Genomic DNA, 14,398 nt, shown 5'->3' on the forward strand with positions numbered 1-14,398 from the left:
CGCTCACACATGCCCCAGCACCTTCCACCAGAGCGGCGCGACGACCAGCCAGACGAGCATGTAAAAGAGGCTCATCAAAAAGCCCGCCTTCCACCATTCGCCCTGGGTCACGTAGCCGGCGCCGAACATGACCGGCCCCGAGCCGATGCCGTATTGCGTGAGGCAGCCGTTGATATTGCTCAGAATCCCGAGGGCGACCGCGGCGACGAAGGGCGGTACGCCGGAGGCGACCATCAGCGCCATCGAGAGCGGAAACAGCGCGCTGATATGCGCGGTGGCGCTGGCGAAAAAGTAGTGGATATAAACGTAGACCACCGCCACCAGCATATAGACCGCCAGCATCGGAAAGCCCACGAGGTGCTGGCCGAATTCCTTGCCGAACCAGGTCACCATGCCGTATTCGTTGAGCTTGGAGGCCAGCATGATCAGCAGGCCGATCCAGATCATGGTGTCCCACGCGGATTTCTCGTTCAGTGCGTCCTGCCAGGTCAGCACGCCGCTGATGAACAGCAACGACACGCCGATCGCGGCCGCGAGCGTGGCACCCACGCCGAGATCGTCGCCGAACACCCAGAGCACCAGCAAGCCGATGAAAATGCCCGCCATGATGATTTCTTTTGCCGAGATGGGGCCCATGGTGTTGAGCTCTCTCTGCGCGAGGTCGGTGGCATCGGGGGTTCGTTTGACTTGCGGCGGGACGATCCACAACATCGCGATCGGAATGACGGCGAGACACAGCAGACCGGGAACGGACGCCGCCAGCGCCCATTCGAGCCAGCTGATCGAGACGCCCTGGTCCGCGGCCAGCCTGACCGCAAGCGGATTGCCCGCCATCGCCGTGATGAACATGCCCGCCGTGATGATGTTCGCGTGAAAAGCACAGAGAATCAGGTAGCGTCCCACCTTCTTGCGCGATTCCGGGTCGTCGGCATGACTGCCCAGCACTTCGGAAATCGCTCGCGTGATCGGCAGCATTACGCCGCCCGCGCGCGCGGTGATGCTCGGCATGGCGGGGGAGATCACGAGTTCGGTCAGCACGAGACCGTAGCCGAGTCCCGTGGTTCGCTTGCCCAGCAAGCGCATGAACAGCAGCGCGATGCGACGGCCCAGGCCGGTCTTGATCACGCCGCGCGAAATGAAGAACGCCAGCATCACGAGCCATACCAGGTCGGTGCCGGTGGATTTCGTGACGTCGGCAAAGGAGATCACGCCGACGAGCACGCCCACGGTCGAGCCGATGAGGGCAACCGCCGACATCGGCAGCGGGGCGGTCATGATCCCGGCGATCGTGGCGACGAACACGGCGAACACATGCCACGCCTTCATCTGAAGGCCGGCGGGCGCGGGCACGAACCACAGCGCGACGCCGATGGCGACCGGTACGAGATATTTCCAGAGGCTGGCCGGCAGCCCGACCGAGGGCTTGGGCGTGGTCGGTGGGGAACTGGTGGGCGGTGAAGCCTTGGCAGGTGTGGGCGCCATGAGGGACCTCCTCGTGCCGGCGTTGCAGGGTAGTTTGGGCGTGCGCGGGAAAGCGTCACCGTCCGGGAAGCACGCTTTGCGTCGTCTCCTTGACGGTGCGCGCGCTGCTTCGCAGTGCTTCGCGCTCGCCAGGGTCCAGTTCAGGATAGGCGATCAGGCGCGCGCCCGCGCCATTGACGACCATCGGCAGCGACACGCACACGTCCGGCACGCCTTCCACTTCGCCGTGGACGATGCCGACGGTGAGGATCAGATCGGTGTCGTGGACGATGGCCTCGCAGATTCTTCCTATCGCGCTGGCGATGCCGTAATGGGTGGCGCCTTTGCCTTCCTTGATCAGCTTCGCCGCCTCGTGTACCGAGCGCAGGATCAGATCCCTGCTGGCAGGGCCCAGCTCCTTGCCGTTCCTCGTCAGGAAGGTTTCGAGCGGCATGCCGCAGACCGTCGCGCCAGACCACTGGATCAAGGCCGATTCGCCGTGCTCGCCGAGCACATAGGCGTGAATCGCGGACGCCACCACGCCGAGCCGCTCGGATAGCAGCGAGCGCAGCCGGCCGGTGTCGAGCGAGGTGCCGGTGCTGATCACGCGCTCGCGCGCGCCACGCAGATGGTCGTAGACGGAGCCGGTCAGCACGTCACAGGGATTGGTCGCGATCAGATAGATCGCTTCGGGCGCGAGCGGCGCGATGCGCCCGACAATGCCGACAGCGATGTCCGTATTGGTCTTCGCAAGGTGCAGGCGAGTCTCGCCGGGTTTGACACCGGCCCCAGCCGTGATCACGACGATGTCGGCGTCGCGCGCGTCTTCGAAATCGCCCGCCTTGAAACGGCTGTGCCCCCAGAATGCCGCGGCATGGGCCAGATCCAGAACCTGTCCTTCGGCGCGCACCCGCGCGACGTCGATGATGACGACCTTCGCGCTCGGAATGGCCTGCGCCACGAATAGCGCCGCCGATCCCCCAACCAGTCCCGCCCCGACGATAACGATCTTGACCTGCCGCATCGCAAACCCCGGTCAGTTCGGACTTCAGCCCTCGGCGTCATGGTCGCACGCGCGCATTTCGCAACAATCGGACCTTGGTCTTACACGGCCGCGGCGCGTTTTTTACGTCATCGGCTCGACCCACTGACGCCGCCAATCCGGTGCCTCGAACGGGTCCGCAAAATACTGAGTCTCGTGGACGACCTTGCCGTCGCGGAACTCCATCACGCTGATCGTGTAAGCGATGCGCCCCTGATAGCTGATGGTGTACTCGGTGATCCACAGATTGCCATTGCCTTGAATCCGCCTGATATCGAAGCCGGATGGCTTGCCGGGATGATGACCGCGCAATGCCTGCAAATTGGCTCGGCCGTGGATTCGCTCTCCGGATTGGGGGTAGTCGCAGATCGCATCGTCAGCGTAGATAGCGTGCTCGGCGTCGAGATCGCCGGCCGCCGACGCCCGCCAGTGTGCGTCCAGGGCTTCTCGTAAGGCTGCTTCGTTCATGGCGTGCCTCCAGGTCCGGGGGTTTCGGTCGACCCGTCGCGCGGTCGTCGCGATCACATTGTCGCCTCGAGCGACACCGTTTGCGACACAAAGATACCGGGTTCGATACTTGCTACATGTTCTGCCCCAAGCGTGTAAAAATGGCCGCCGGTGACACGAGCGCACACACTCGACTCGGTCCCGAAAGCCGGGAAGCGACCCTTGAAACGTGGACGGGAGGGCCGGGATGGACCTGAATGTGGAAAGCGAGAACAACGACAGCTCGATGACACGGCTAGTCAGTGAGTTTGACTGGTCTTCTACCGATTTAGGCTCTCCGTCGAACTGGTCAGCCAGCCTGAGCATGATCGTACGCTTCGTGCTCGCGAACCGGATTCCCATGCTTCTTTGGTGGGGACCGGATTACATCCAGATTTACAACGATGCTTACGCGCCCATTCTCGGCGTCAAGCATCCGCGCCAGGCGCTCGGGCAACCGTTCAGGGAATGCTGGAACGAAGTGTTCGACGTGCTGGGGCCGCTGGTCGACGTGCCGTTCAACGGCGGCGAGGCCACCTACATCGACGACATCGAGCTGGTGGTCCATCGTCATGGCTTCGACGAGGAAAGTCATTTCACGATCGCGTACAGCCCGGTACCTGACGATAGCGCGCCGCGCGGCATCGGCGGTGTCCTCGCGACCGTCCTGGAGATCACGGAAAAGGTGTTCAGCGAGCGCCGGCTCAAGATTCTGAGCGATCTCGGCTCGCATGCGACCGAGGCCAAAACAGCCGTCGAAGCATGCCGGCGCGCCGCGGACATTCTCGCGGCACACGCGAAGGACATTCCGTACGCACTGTTCTACCTGTGCGACGAGGCGGCAGGCGTGATGCGCGTCGCTGGATCGAGCGGATTGGATGGGCAGGCCGAGCCTCCCGCGGAAATCAGTATCGCGTCACCGCCGGATGGATTCGGCGCACTGCTGGCCGAGGCCATGCACACCGGCAGGATCGCGTTGCACGACGGCTTGAAGGGCATGTCGCGCTGGATCTCGCCGAGCGCCGCGCATAGCTCCGCGGATCGGCTGGCCATCGTGCCGATGAGGTCGAACCTGGTCAATCGCTGCGCGGGTGTCCTCGTGGTCGGCATCAGCGCTTACATCCGCCCCGATGCGGCGTACGTCAGCTTCCTCGAACTCGTCGCGAGCCAGGTTGCCTCCGCGGTGACGAGCGCCCACGCGTACGAGGAGGAGCGCAGGCGGGCGGAGGCATTGGCCCAGATCGACCGGGCGAAGACGGCTTTCTTCTCCAATGTCAGCCATGAATTTCGTACGCCCTTGACGCTGATGCTGGGCCCATTAGCCGATGCGCTCGCCTCGGTGGGGGTGCCCGCGCCGGTGCTGACGCAGCTCGACGTTGCCCAGCGCAATGCGCAGCGTCTGCTGAAGCTCGTCAACTCGCTGCTCGATTTCGCCCGCATCGAGGCGGGTCGCGCCGAAGCGTCCTACGCACCGGTCGATCTGGCCGCGCTCACGCGAGATCTCGCGAGTTCGTTCCGTTCCGCGCTGGAGCGCGCCGGCCTTTCTTTCGAGGTCGACTGCGACCCGCTCGACGGGCCGGTCTACGTCGATCGCACGCTCTGGGAAAAGATCGTCCTGAATCTGATCTCCAACGCGTTCAAGTTCACCTTCGACGGCGGGGTGCGCGTGACCCTCAGGCAAGACGACGACCATGCCGTTCTCGAAGTCAGCGACACCGGCGTGGGGGTGCCGCCCCAGGAGTTGCCGAAGCTGTTCGACCGATTCCACCGCGTCGAGGGAGCGCGCTCGCGAACGGAAGAGGGCTCGGGCATCGGCCTCGCGCTCGTGCAGGAGAGCGTGCGGCTTCATGGCGGAACGATCGAGGTCGAAAGCAAACTGGGCGTCGGCAGCACCTTCCGCGTTTCGATTCCTTTCGGCACCGCGCACATTCCGGCGCAGCATCTGCGGGCATCGAACGGGACGCCGCCGGCCATGAGCGCAACGCAAGCTTACGTCGACGAAGCGTTGCGCTGGCTGCCTGACGAGGAGGAGTGGCAGGGCACACCGGCACGTGCCGATACGCCGCCGGTTCAGGTGCCCGGTATCAACGGCCGGTTCGCCCGCACCTACGGCTCGCGCATCCTGCTCGCGGACGACAACGCCGACATGCGTTCGTATCTGCGCAATCTGCTGGAGCCGTACTACGTCGTGGATCTGGTCCGCGACGGTCAGGATGCGCTGTCGCGGGCCGCCGAAGTCCGGCCGGACCTGGTGCTGACGGATGTCATGATGCCGCGGCTCGACGGCTTCGAACTGATCGCGCGGCTGCGTGAGGACGCCGGCTTGCGCGATGTTCCCGTGATCCTGATCTCCGCGCGTGCCGGAGACGAGTCGCGCATCGAGGGACTCGCGGCCGGCGCGGACGACTACATCGTCAAGCCGTTCATTGCACGCGAACTGCTGACCCGCGTCGGCTCGCTGCTCGAGCTCGTGCATTTGCGGCGCGAAGGCGAGGCGCGCTTTCGCGCCTATGTGCAGGCAACGAACGACGCGGTCTATCGCATGAGCCCGGACTGGCGCGAGATGCGCCAGCTCCAGGGGCGTAACTTCATTCCGGACGAAGCGGGTCCGAACCAGACGTGGCTGGACAAATATGTCCGTCCCGAAGACCAGCCGCGCGTGCTGGCGGCGATCGAACACGCGGTCCGTACCCGCACTCCATTCGAACTCGAGCACCCGGTGATCCGCGTCGATGGCACGCTCGGATGGACGTCTTCGCGGGCGGTCCCGTTGTTCGACGAGCACGAGAACATCGTCGAATGGTTTGGCGCGGCGACGGACATCACCGAGCGGCGCGAGTCGCAAGAAGCGTTGCAACGCCAGAGGCTCGCGCTCGTCGAAGCGGATCGGCAGAAGAACGAATTCCTCGCGATGCTCGCGCACGAGTTGCGCAATCCGCTCGCGCCGCTGCGCAGCGCCGCCGAGTTGCTGCAGCGCCTGCTCGCGGAGCCGACGAAGGCGCGGCGGGCCGTGGACATCGTCGAGCGTCAGGTCACCCTGCTCACCCGGCTCGTCGACGATCTGCTCGATATCTCCCGCATCACGCAGGGCAAAATCGAACTGCGACGCGCGCCGCAGCGGCTCGACCATCTGATCAGCAACTCGCTCGAGACCGCGGAAATCCTGCTGCGCGAAAAGGGCCACTCGATCGTGATCCACCCCGGCCCCGGCACGTTGACGGTGATGGGCGATCCGCAGCGTCTCGTGCAATGCTTTGGCAACGTGCTCGCCAATGCCGCGAAGTACACGCCGCCAGGGGGCGAGATCCGCGTCAGAACGCGCCGCGAAGGCAACGAGGCAGTCGTGACGATCAGCGACAACGGCAGCGGCATCTCGGCCGAGATGTTGCCCAGGGTGTTCGATCTGTTTGCGCAGGGCGAGCGTCTGCTCGACCGCTCACAAGGCGGCCTCGGGATCGGCCTCGCGGTCGTCAAGCGTCTGGTCGAGATGCACGGCGGTTCGGTCGCGGTTCATAGCGATGGCGCCGATCAGGGCGCTTCCTTTGAAATCAGGCTGCCGCTGGCGGATCGCGACACGACGCTCGGCGCGCCCGAAAAGCCCATTCCGGTGGCCGCGCGTCGGATTCTCGTCGTCGATGACAATCGCGATGCCGCCGATGTGTTGTCGACGCTCCTGCAAGACGACGGCCACGAGGTCGAGACCGCCTATTCGAGCCGGGACGCGCTTGCGTTGCTGCAACGCTTTGAACCGGACGTCGTTCTGCTCGATATCGGTCTGCCGGAAATCGACGGATTCGAACTGGCGCGACGCATCCGCGAAAAGGCGGCCCTGCAGCATGTGCGTCTGATCGCGCTGACAGGCTACGGTCAGGAAGAGATCAAGGCACGCGCCAGTTCAGTCGGGTTTGCCGCGCACCTTCTGAAGCCGGTGGAATTCTCGCGCCTGCAGAAATTGCTGGCCGAGTAAGTCGGTCATGCGGAGCGCGGGCCCGCGCGTGAAGGTTGAGACGACCGCTTGCCGTCTGCTTCTTTGCGGCGTCGCTGAAGAGAAGGCGAGCGTTCGGTGAGTGCCGGCGACATCTCGTCTTCCGCACGCCGCGCGAGCGCGAACTGCTGCCTGAATTCGACCGGTGTCATGTCCTTGGCGGCTTTGAACTGGCGATTGAAATTCGCCACGTTCGGAAATCCGGAGCGCGTCGCAATGACGGAAATCGGCGCGTGCGTATCCGTCAACATCCGACACGCGTGACCGATTCGCACACGCGTCACGTAATGCCCGACGCTTTCGCCGAGATGCTGCGTGAAATGCCGCGTCAACGAGCGCTCGGACAACCCCGACGCCTTGGCCAGCGCGGAAAGCCGAAGCGGATGCGCGAACTGTGTCTCGATCAACGCGAGCACGCGATTGATCCGGTCGGGTTCGTGGCCAGTCGGCGCACCGGCCCGCGCAGCGAATGCGCTGGGGGAGGCGAGCGGCGTGGCGGGCAGTTCCGACAGCAGGTCCAGCACGTCGAGCGCGGCCTGCAAGCGTTCGCGCGGCTTGTCGGACAGCAGGCGGTCGAGGTGTTCGCGCATGCGGCTGCCGGCACCGTGTTCGAACGCGAGGCCGCAGGCCGCTCGGCGCAACAGGTCGCATAGGCCGTTGTATTCGGGGCAGACGTCGGCGAGCCGCCGCAGCCACGCGCCGTCGAACCATACGACGATCGCGACTTGCGGATGCGCCGCGTCGATCGACCGGTTCGAGGCCCACGTGTGCGGCAGATGCGGAGGAACCAGCACCAGATCGTCCGCGCCGTAACTCGCGACGCAGTCTCCGATGTACCGCTTGCCCTGACTGTTCATCGTCAGCGTCAGCTCGTACTCGGGATGGTGGTGCCACTCGAAAGGGATGCGCGCCAGCCGGCGGTGGTAAACCCTGACCGAACAGTCCCGGCCAAAATCCACATGTTCGAAAGCGGCTTTCATGTCCTGAATCGTCAAATCTTTGACCGGATAGTATCACTCAGGGAAGGTTCGTTCACGTACGCTGCATGCATCGGAAAACCCATGGAGACGATGCAATGGCTTTGCAAATCGACGATCTGCCGGCAGCCATCCGTAACGCGAAGCGCGAGCTGCGCGAGAGGCTGCCGAACTACCGCGAAGTGTTCGCCGACGTCGAAGCGGCGATGACGAAGGAGGCGGAACACATCGCCACGCTGCGTGAGCGCGGCGAGCCGGTGATTCCGGAAATCCCGTTCGCGGACATCGTGACGAATCGCGTCACCGACGAGCAGATCGCGCTCGTCAAGTCTCGCGGCGCCTGCGTGATCCGCAAGGTGTTCGAGCAGTCGCTCGTCGAGCAATGGGATAGCGACATCGCCGCTTATGTCGAGCGCAACGACCTCGACGCCAGGCTGCAGAACCGCGCCGAGGACAAGTACTTCGGTCAGCTCGCCTCGAGCAAGCCGCAAATCTACGGTGTGTACTGGTCGAAACCGCAAGTGCTCGCGCGCCAGTCGAGCGAACTCACGCAGGCCCGCGTGTTTCTGAACCGGCTGTGGCGCAGCGAAAGCGAAGGGCGCGTGCACTTCGATCCGAACCAGGTGCCGGTGTATGCGGACCGCCTGCGTCGCCGGCCGCCGGGCTCGGAATCGCTCGGCTTGTCGGCGCATTGCGATGGCGGTTCGGTCGAGCGCTGGATCGAGTCGAACTTCCGCAAGGTCTATCGCCATGTGTTTTCGGGCCACTGGCGCGACTACGATCCGTTCGACGCCGCATGGCGAACCGAGGTCGAGGAGATCGCCTCGCCCGCTGTCTGCTCGATGTTCCGCACGTTTCAAGGCTGGACCGCGCTGACGCCGCAAGGCCCCGGCGACGGCACGCTGCAATTGGTGCCGATGGCGAATTCGATGGCCTACATCCTGTTGCGCGCGCTGCAGGACGATGTCGCCGACGACGATCTGTGCGGCGCGATGCCAGGTCGCGCGCTGTCGATCAAAGCCGAATATCACGCGCCGCTGTTCCATGCGCTGTCGTCGATTCCGTTGATGCAAGCGGGCGACACGGTCTTCTGGCATAGCGACGTCATTCACGCGGTCGAGGACGCGCATCGCGGCAAGGGCTATAGCAACGTGATGTATATCGCCTCGCTGCCAGCCTGCGCGAAGAACGATGCCTACCTGAAGCGGCAACTGCCGAGCTTCCTCGAAGGCGCGAGCCCGCCGGATTTTCCGGCGGATCATTTCGAAGTGGATTTCGTCGGCCGCGCGACGGCGGACGATCTCACTGCGCTGGGCCGGTCGCAACTGGGCTTTGATTTGTGAGTGGGTAGTGGAGGGCAAGCCTTCGCCCGATCAGACGCGGCAGGCCGATGAGCGCTCCACCCGCGCGCATGCCGATGCGGTCGCGGGGCAGGCGGCGGTGCGCGCATCGGTGGCAAGCATCGAGCGCATCGAGCAACGTTCAATACGAATCCTCGGGGTCGCGGATACCTAGCGCCTGCGATGTGTACAACCATGCGCGCATCTGGGCCTCTGTCCACTCATAGGGGTATGGGTGGACATAGCGAACTGAAAGAAGAAACAACCCGATAAACAGCGCGACCTTGAACAGCCTACGGACAAGTGTTGCCATAAGTGATGACCTCAATTGTTCCGTATGCCTTTTTTGCGCTGGTAGTGCCGCCATAGCCCCATGATCACCACATAGGCGAGCGTCGCCACAAGCAGATCAGCCAACAGCATCAGCGGGATGTACAAATCATCCGGGTCACGAATGCCGAGCCGATTTGCAGCATGTAACCACGCACGCGCCTGACTTTCTGGCATCGGTATCGGGTACGTGTGGACGTACGGCACAGCGAGACAGAACAGGCCGACGAACAGTGCGACCTTGAACAGCCTACGGACAAGTGTTGCCATACGTGATGACCTCGATTGTTCCGTAGGCGCGAAGCCCCGAACTTCCGGCAGGAATTGTCATGGTGTGTAGCAGCGCGTTACGGATTCTCAGGAAATCTGTGCGGCTTGGCAGCGTAATGCAACCGAGCGAGACGCCCTGGCCACCTGCCGGATGCAACCGGAATTGTCCACGCTTCACGCCATTCACCCATGTTGTGTCGTCAATCGCGCCATCATCCCGATACAGCGCGAACCATTCGCCATGATTTACCGCGCTCCCGATCGCTGAATTAACCGTGTCCTTTATAGACGCCCACGCTTGAGACCCGATACCGCCTTTGGGACGATCTACGATCCAGTATTTACCGGCAGGAATCGGCCCATTGTCAGGCACCGCCGTGCAGCCGCCACGATTGCGAAATTGCTCGTTACCCGAATACGCGTCGAACGTTCCCAAGCCATTAATGGAAAGGGGTGAGAGGAATTTGTTATCCACCAGAAATCTACCGAAATAAGGCATTGTGACTCCCGTCTATCCGCGTTCATTCCATGAATCGGTGTATTTGATATTGCCATCAAGGTAGTGCCATGTGATGCGGTCATACATCATGGAGACCGATTCAACATGATTGAGCGTGGATGCCTGCGCGAGCTTGCTATTAGCCATGCCGGGATTAATGCCGCAGACCTTTACGCCTTCCAGCAACATCACGAAATACACTTCCTCCTTTCCTGCATCGTTGATGCGATACCACTTGATTTCGGCCGATTGCAACGTTTGGCCCTTCGCCACGGCTTTATAAAGATAGGGCGTTGCGGAATCAAACTCCTTTTCGAACGAGACCGGCGAGTGCGCGCGCGCCGGTAATCTTCCCGTTGGCAGCATCGACCGGCAGATTCACCGCGTGACCGAAACTGATAATTTCAATGCTTCCCTCGCGATCCTGAACGGTTGACGAACCCTTGATGTCTGCGCCGCCATCATCTTTCAGCCACATATGTGCAGGAATAGGCATTTCTAACTTGTCCTTGATTGGCTGAACGAGCGCTGCATAGTGGCGACCTTGCTTTTAATGAGATACGCAATATGCGAACGGACAATTTTTTTACCCGATAAACCAATAGTTAGCAATCCTTGGACTATGCGGCATTCATAATTTGACGTTCCTTTGCAAAGTACACACGCGAAAAAGACTTGCTCGATGCGGGTCCGGTGGGATGCCGATGCGAAAGGCGGAAGCCAAAAAGGAGATTGACGAATGACTACCACCGAACTTCAGGAAGTGCAGTCCGAGCGCTTCATCATCACGCCGACGCTGCTTCAGCAGGTCGATCATCTGGCTGACATGATGAGCAACGGCGGCGTCGCGGTGCCGGATCATCTGCGCGGGAAGAAAGGCGCATGTTTCGCGCTGGTGATGCAGGCTCTGCAAGCGGCTGATTCGGTGGACTTGCTGGACGTCGCCGCTGATCTGATCCGCGCCGTTCCCGAGCAGGGCCAACGTGACGAGCTGGAGGAATTCTACGTTGACAAGCGCCGCAAGCTGGAACGGAACCAGTCATGAACGAACTGACGCATCCTTGATGCGTGGACCGACTTCGCGGCCAGAATCATTCCGCTTGATGCGTCAGAGGTGCAACCGATTGAAATGCGGCGTGCGTTCTACTTTGGCGCGGTCACGATCCTGCACTACACCGAGGCAATAGCGGACATGCCGGATGACTTCGCAGGCATCCGCCTGAGCATGCCCACGCTTGACCCAGTCAGCGAAGTGGCCGTGTTGCTGCGCGACGTCGCGCGTTCGAGCAGCGAGCAAACCGCCGGGCTGCAGGAGATCGCTCAGGCGGTCGAGGTGCTGGATGGCATCACCCAGCGCAACGGCCAGATGGTCGGCGGCGCGGTGGAAACGGCGAGCCTGATGCAGGCCCGTGCCGATCGGCTCAGCGATGGGGTGAAAACGATCCGGCTGCGCCAGGGCTGCGCCGAGGAAGCCAGGGCCATGGCCGAGCGTGCGGCTCGAGTGGCCGACACCGAAGGGCCGGAGAGCGCGGTGCGCCGGTTTCACCACCCGAACGGCGAGTTTCGCTATCGCGATCTGTACATCGTCGTGGCCGACCGCAACGACTATTTCCGGGCCTTCGGCTCCGATCCGGGCAAGGCGGGCAAGCTGCGCCAGGAAGCCTTGCCGGGCGACGACCAGTCCGCGATCCGTGAAGCCAACTGGCGCGCAGTCGATCAAGGCGGCGGCTGGATCGAATTCAACGGACGGCATCCCGTCACGAAGCAACTGGTGGAAAAGATCGGCTACATTGCGCCCGCGCTCGGTGGCCGCTGGGCCGTTCAGTGCAGCGTCAATCGTGGCGACGGGCTGATGCCTTCGCGAAGCGCATGAGTGCGGCGCGCGCGTGCGCCGCTACAACTGCCTCTCGATCGCGGCCTTATCGATGACCGACCAGACCCGCTGAATCTTGTCGCCGCCGAACTCGTAGAACACGTTTTCGGAAAACGCGACCTGCTGTCCGTGCACGGGCAGGCCGAGAAAAGTGCCGATAGGCGTGCAGTCGAAATGCAAGCGGCTCGCTATATGCGGCGGCTCGCAAACGAGCAACTGGATCTCGAAGCGCAGGTCCGGAATTTCGCGGAAATCTCTCTCCAGCATCGCGCGATAGCCCGACAAGCCAATGCGTCGGCCGTTGTAGGTCACGTCCTCGCCGACGAAATCGCGCAGCTTCGGCCAGTCCTGCCGGTTCAGACAGGCGATATAGCCGCGGTACAGATCCGAAAGATTGAATTCGCTCATCGCAATCGTCGTCCATGTTTCGGCGGATGAGGTGATTGTCGGCCAACTGCGAGTTTGCGTCGAACCGCTGCTGCGCCACCAGCATGCAACTCGCATCACCGTCGCAAGCGTGCCAGAAGCCCCTCCAGACAAACCCGGATTGCTGTAGCGATCTGCGCGCTCTATCTTTCGCTGGACAGTGTGGAAGCGCTTCCACTTCAGCGTTCGACTCAAGCTCGAACGGCGGCGCCTCAAGTTCCACCACACCCGGTTCAACGACCTCATGGCAGGAGAGAATCCGTGGAAAACGACGCATCCGCAGTCATCGACGCCGCCCATCCATCCGCGCACGGCGACCCGCACACCGACCCGTTCACGCCGCCGGCCGATTCGTCGCTATGGCGCCAGGACTTTCTGCTCGGCGCGGCCACCGCGTCGTATCAGATCGAAGGCGCGGTCAACGAAGACGGCCGTCTGCCGTCGATCTGGGACACGTTCTCGGCCACGCCGGGCAAGGTGCTGGCGGGCGACACCGGCGCCGTCGCGTGCGATCACTACCATCGCTGGGAACAGGACGTCGATCTGCTCGCCGGGCTTGGCCTCGAAGCTTACCGGCTCTCGACCGCGTGGCCGCGCGTGATGGACGAAAACGGCGCGCCGAACCGCAAGGGGCTCGACTTCTACAAGCGCCTGCTCGGTCGGCTCAAAGAGAAGAACATCACGACCTTCGTCACGCTGTATCACTGGGATCTGCCGCAGCATCTCGAGGATCGCGGCGGCTGGCTCAATCGCGACACCGCGTACCGTTTCGCCGATTACGCGGACCTGATGAGCCGCGAGCTGCATGGCCTCGTCGATGCCTGGGCGACGCTGAACGAGCCGTGGTGTTCGGCCTATCTCGGCTACGGCAATGGCCATCACGCGCCGGGACTGTCGAACGTGCGTTTCGCCACCCAGGCGATGCATCATCTGCTGCTCGCGCATGGTCTGGCGGTTCCGGTGCTGCGCGCGAACGATCCGCGCTCGCACAAGGGCATCGTCGCGAACGTCGGACGCGGCACGCCCAATAGCGACAGCGCCGCCGACCGTCGCGCGGCCGAGCTGTTCGAAGTGCAGCACAACGCGTGGATTCTCGATCCACTGTTCAAGGGCGAGTATCCGCAAGACCTGTTCGAGCTGTGGCCGGGCAGCGAGCCGCTCGTGCTCGACGGCGACCTGCAGACGATCAATACGCCGCTCGATTTCCTCGGCATCAACTATTATTTCCGCACGAATGTAGCGAGCGACGGCGGCCACGGCTTCAGGGACGTGCCGCTCGCGGGTGTGGAGCGCACGCAGATGGGCTGGGAGGTTTACCCGGACGGTCTGCGCGATCTGCTGACCGGTTTCAAGGACACCTATGTCAATCTGCCGCCGATCTACATCACCGAGAACGGCATGGCATCGAACGACAAGGTGGTCGACGGCCGCGTCGAGGACACGCAGCGCATCTCGTTCCTGAAGCGCCATCTCGCCGCGGTCGATCAGGCGATCAAGGCGGGTGTCGATGTACGCGGCTATTTCCTGTGGTCGCTGATGGACAACTTCGAGTGGGCATTCGGCTACGAGCGGCGTTTCGGCATCGTGCATGTCGACTACGACACGCAGCAGCGCACGATCAAGCGCAGCGCCGAACTGGTGTCGAAATTCCTCAAAGATCGCAACACGCAGGTGCAATAAACACAATTAAAAACGACGCAACAACGATG

The 14,398-nt window shown here is 62.8% G+C and carries 12 protein-coding genes and 1 pseudogene; 5 read left to right on the forward strand and 8 right to left on the reverse strand.

Annotated elements, in window-relative coordinates; all coding sequences use genetic code 11:
• Positions 1-3: 3 nt before the first annotated feature.
• The 3 genes from CI15_RS30410 to CI15_RS30420 all read right to left on the reverse strand — a co-directional run bounded on the left by CI15_RS30410 (position 4) and on the right by CI15_RS30420 (position 2,971).
• Positions 4-1,482 (reverse strand): DASS family sodium-coupled anion symporter, encoded by a 1,479-nt coding sequence (locus CI15_RS30410; RefSeq protein ID WP_062135818.1) that lies wholly within the window; start codon positions 1,480-1,482, stop codon positions 4-6.
• A 55-nt stretch (positions 1,483-1,537) separates the two neighbouring features.
• A complete protein-coding gene (locus tag CI15_RS30415) occupies positions 1,538-2,485 on the reverse strand; it encodes a lactate/malate family dehydrogenase (protein ID WP_062135821.1) in 948 nt (315 codons plus the stop codon).
• A 102-nt stretch (positions 2,486-2,587) separates the two neighbouring features.
• Complete coding sequence (locus CI15_RS30420) at positions 2,588-2,971, reverse strand: nuclear transport factor 2 family protein (protein WP_062135825.1); 384 nt, start codon at positions 2,969-2,971, stop codon at positions 2,588-2,590.
• A 343-nt stretch (positions 2,972-3,314) separates the two neighbouring features.
• Between CI15_RS30420 and CI15_RS30425 the strand changes: the two genes are divergently transcribed.
• Positions 3,315-6,956 carry an ATP-binding protein gene (locus CI15_RS30425; protein WP_062135829.1) on the forward strand — a complete coding sequence of 1,214 codons (3,642 nt, stop codon included), beginning with the start codon at positions 3,315-3,317 and terminating at the stop codon, positions 6,954-6,956.
• A 5-nt stretch (positions 6,957-6,961) separates the two neighbouring features.
• Here the strand turns inward: CI15_RS30425 and CI15_RS30430 are convergent, their stop codons facing one another.
• A complete protein-coding gene (locus CI15_RS30430; protein ID WP_062136299.1) occupies positions 6,962-7,954 on the reverse strand; it encodes a helix-turn-helix domain-containing protein in 993 nt (330 codons plus the stop codon).
• Positions 7,955-8,049: 95 nt separating this feature from the next.
• Between CI15_RS30430 and CI15_RS30435 the strand changes: the two genes are divergently transcribed.
• Positions 8,050-9,294 (forward strand): DUF1479 domain-containing protein, encoded by a 1,245-nt coding sequence (locus CI15_RS30435; RefSeq protein ID WP_062135833.1) that lies wholly within the window; start codon positions 8,050-8,052, stop codon positions 9,292-9,294.
• 321 nt (positions 9,295-9,615) lie between these two features.
• Here the strand turns inward: CI15_RS30435 and CI15_RS30440 are convergent, their stop codons facing one another.
• From CI15_RS30440 to CI15_RS30445, 3 genes and pseudogenes are all read right to left on the reverse strand, one after another.
• The gene (locus CI15_RS30440) at positions 9,616-9,891 is read right to left on the reverse strand and encodes a hypothetical protein (RefSeq protein WP_062135835.1); all 276 of its coding nucleotides are present in this window, start codon (positions 9,889-9,891) and stop codon (positions 9,616-9,618) included.
• On the reverse strand, positions 9,872-10,390 hold the full coding sequence (locus tag CI15_RS35875) for a DUF2778 domain-containing protein (protein WP_075643806.1): 519 nt from the start codon (positions 10,388-10,390) through the stop codon (positions 9,872-9,874). The genes CI15_RS30440 and CI15_RS35875 overlap by 20 nt, the downstream gene beginning before the upstream one ends.
• Before the next feature lie 12 nt (positions 10,391-10,402).
• Positions 10,403-10,886 (reverse strand): annotated as a pseudogene (locus tag CI15_RS30445) (Hcp family type VI secretion system effector).
• A 243-nt stretch (positions 10,887-11,129) separates the two neighbouring features.
• Here CI15_RS30445 and CI15_RS30450 point away from each other — a divergent pair.
• Together CI15_RS30450 and CI15_RS30455 are read left to right on the forward strand one after the other, a co-directional pair.
• Complete coding sequence (locus tag CI15_RS30450; RefSeq protein WP_062135838.1) at positions 11,130-11,435, forward strand: hypothetical protein; 306 nt, start codon at positions 11,130-11,132, stop codon at positions 11,433-11,435.
• Positions 11,436-11,519: 84 nt separating this feature from the next.
• Entirely contained in the window at positions 11,520-12,263 is a 744-nt protein-coding gene (locus CI15_RS30455) for a cache domain-containing protein (RefSeq protein WP_062135841.1), read from the forward strand.
• A 21-nt stretch (positions 12,264-12,284) separates the two neighbouring features.
• On the opposite strand, the gene CI15_RS30460 is transcribed toward CI15_RS30455, so the two are convergent.
• On the reverse strand, positions 12,285-12,671 hold the full coding sequence (locus tag CI15_RS30460; protein ID WP_062135845.1) for an ester cyclase: 387 nt from the start codon (positions 12,669-12,671) through the stop codon (positions 12,285-12,287).
• A 279-nt stretch (positions 12,672-12,950) separates the two neighbouring features.
• Here CI15_RS30460 and CI15_RS30465 point away from each other — a divergent pair, with 279 nt between their 5' ends.
• On the forward strand, positions 12,951-14,369 hold the full coding sequence (locus CI15_RS30465; RefSeq protein ID WP_153041230.1) for a GH1 family beta-glucosidase: 1,419 nt from the start codon (positions 12,951-12,953) through the stop codon (positions 14,367-14,369).
• Positions 14,370-14,398: the final 29 nt, after the last annotated feature.

The sequence above is a fragment of the Paraburkholderia monticola genome, assembly GCF_001580545.1.
Lineage (GTDB): Bacteria > Pseudomonadota > Gammaproteobacteria > Burkholderiales > Burkholderiaceae > Paraburkholderia > Paraburkholderia monticola.

Coding starts and splice junctions, on each gene's coding strand:
- CI15_RS30410 (WP_062135818.1), bottom strand. CDS start 1,482: ATGGCGCCCACACCTGCCAAGGCTTCACCGCCCACCAGTTCCCCACCG.
- CI15_RS30415 (WP_062135821.1), bottom strand. CDS start 2,485: ATGCGGCAGGTCAAGATCGTTATCGTCGGGGCGGGACTGGTTGGGGGA.
- CI15_RS30420 (WP_062135825.1), bottom strand. CDS start 2,971: ATGAACGAAGCAGCCTTACGAGAAGCCCTGGACGCACACTGGCGGGCG.
- CI15_RS30425 (WP_062135829.1), top strand. CDS start 3,315: ATGATCGTACGCTTCGTGCTCGCGAACCGGATTCCCATGCTTCTTTGG.
- CI15_RS30430 (WP_062136299.1), bottom strand. CDS start 7,954: ATGAAAGCCGCTTTCGAACATGTGGATTTTGGCCGGGACTGTTCGGTC.
- CI15_RS30435 (WP_062135833.1), top strand. CDS start 8,050: ATGGCTTTGCAAATCGACGATCTGCCGGCAGCCATCCGTAACGCGAAG.
- CI15_RS30440 (WP_062135835.1), bottom strand. CDS start 9,891: ATGGCAACACTTGTCCGTAGGCTGTTCAAGGTCGCACTGTTCGTCGGC.
- CI15_RS35875 (WP_075643806.1), bottom strand. CDS start 10,390: ATGCCTTATTTCGGTAGATTTCTGGTGGATAACAAATTCCTCTCACCC.
- CI15_RS30450 (WP_062135838.1), top strand. CDS start 11,130: ATGACTACCACCGAACTTCAGGAAGTGCAGTCCGAGCGCTTCATCATC.
- CI15_RS30455 (WP_062135841.1), top strand. CDS start 11,520: ATGCGGCGTGCGTTCTACTTTGGCGCGGTCACGATCCTGCACTACACC.
- CI15_RS30460 (WP_062135845.1), bottom strand. CDS start 12,671: ATGAGCGAATTCAATCTTTCGGATCTGTACCGCGGCTATATCGCCTGT.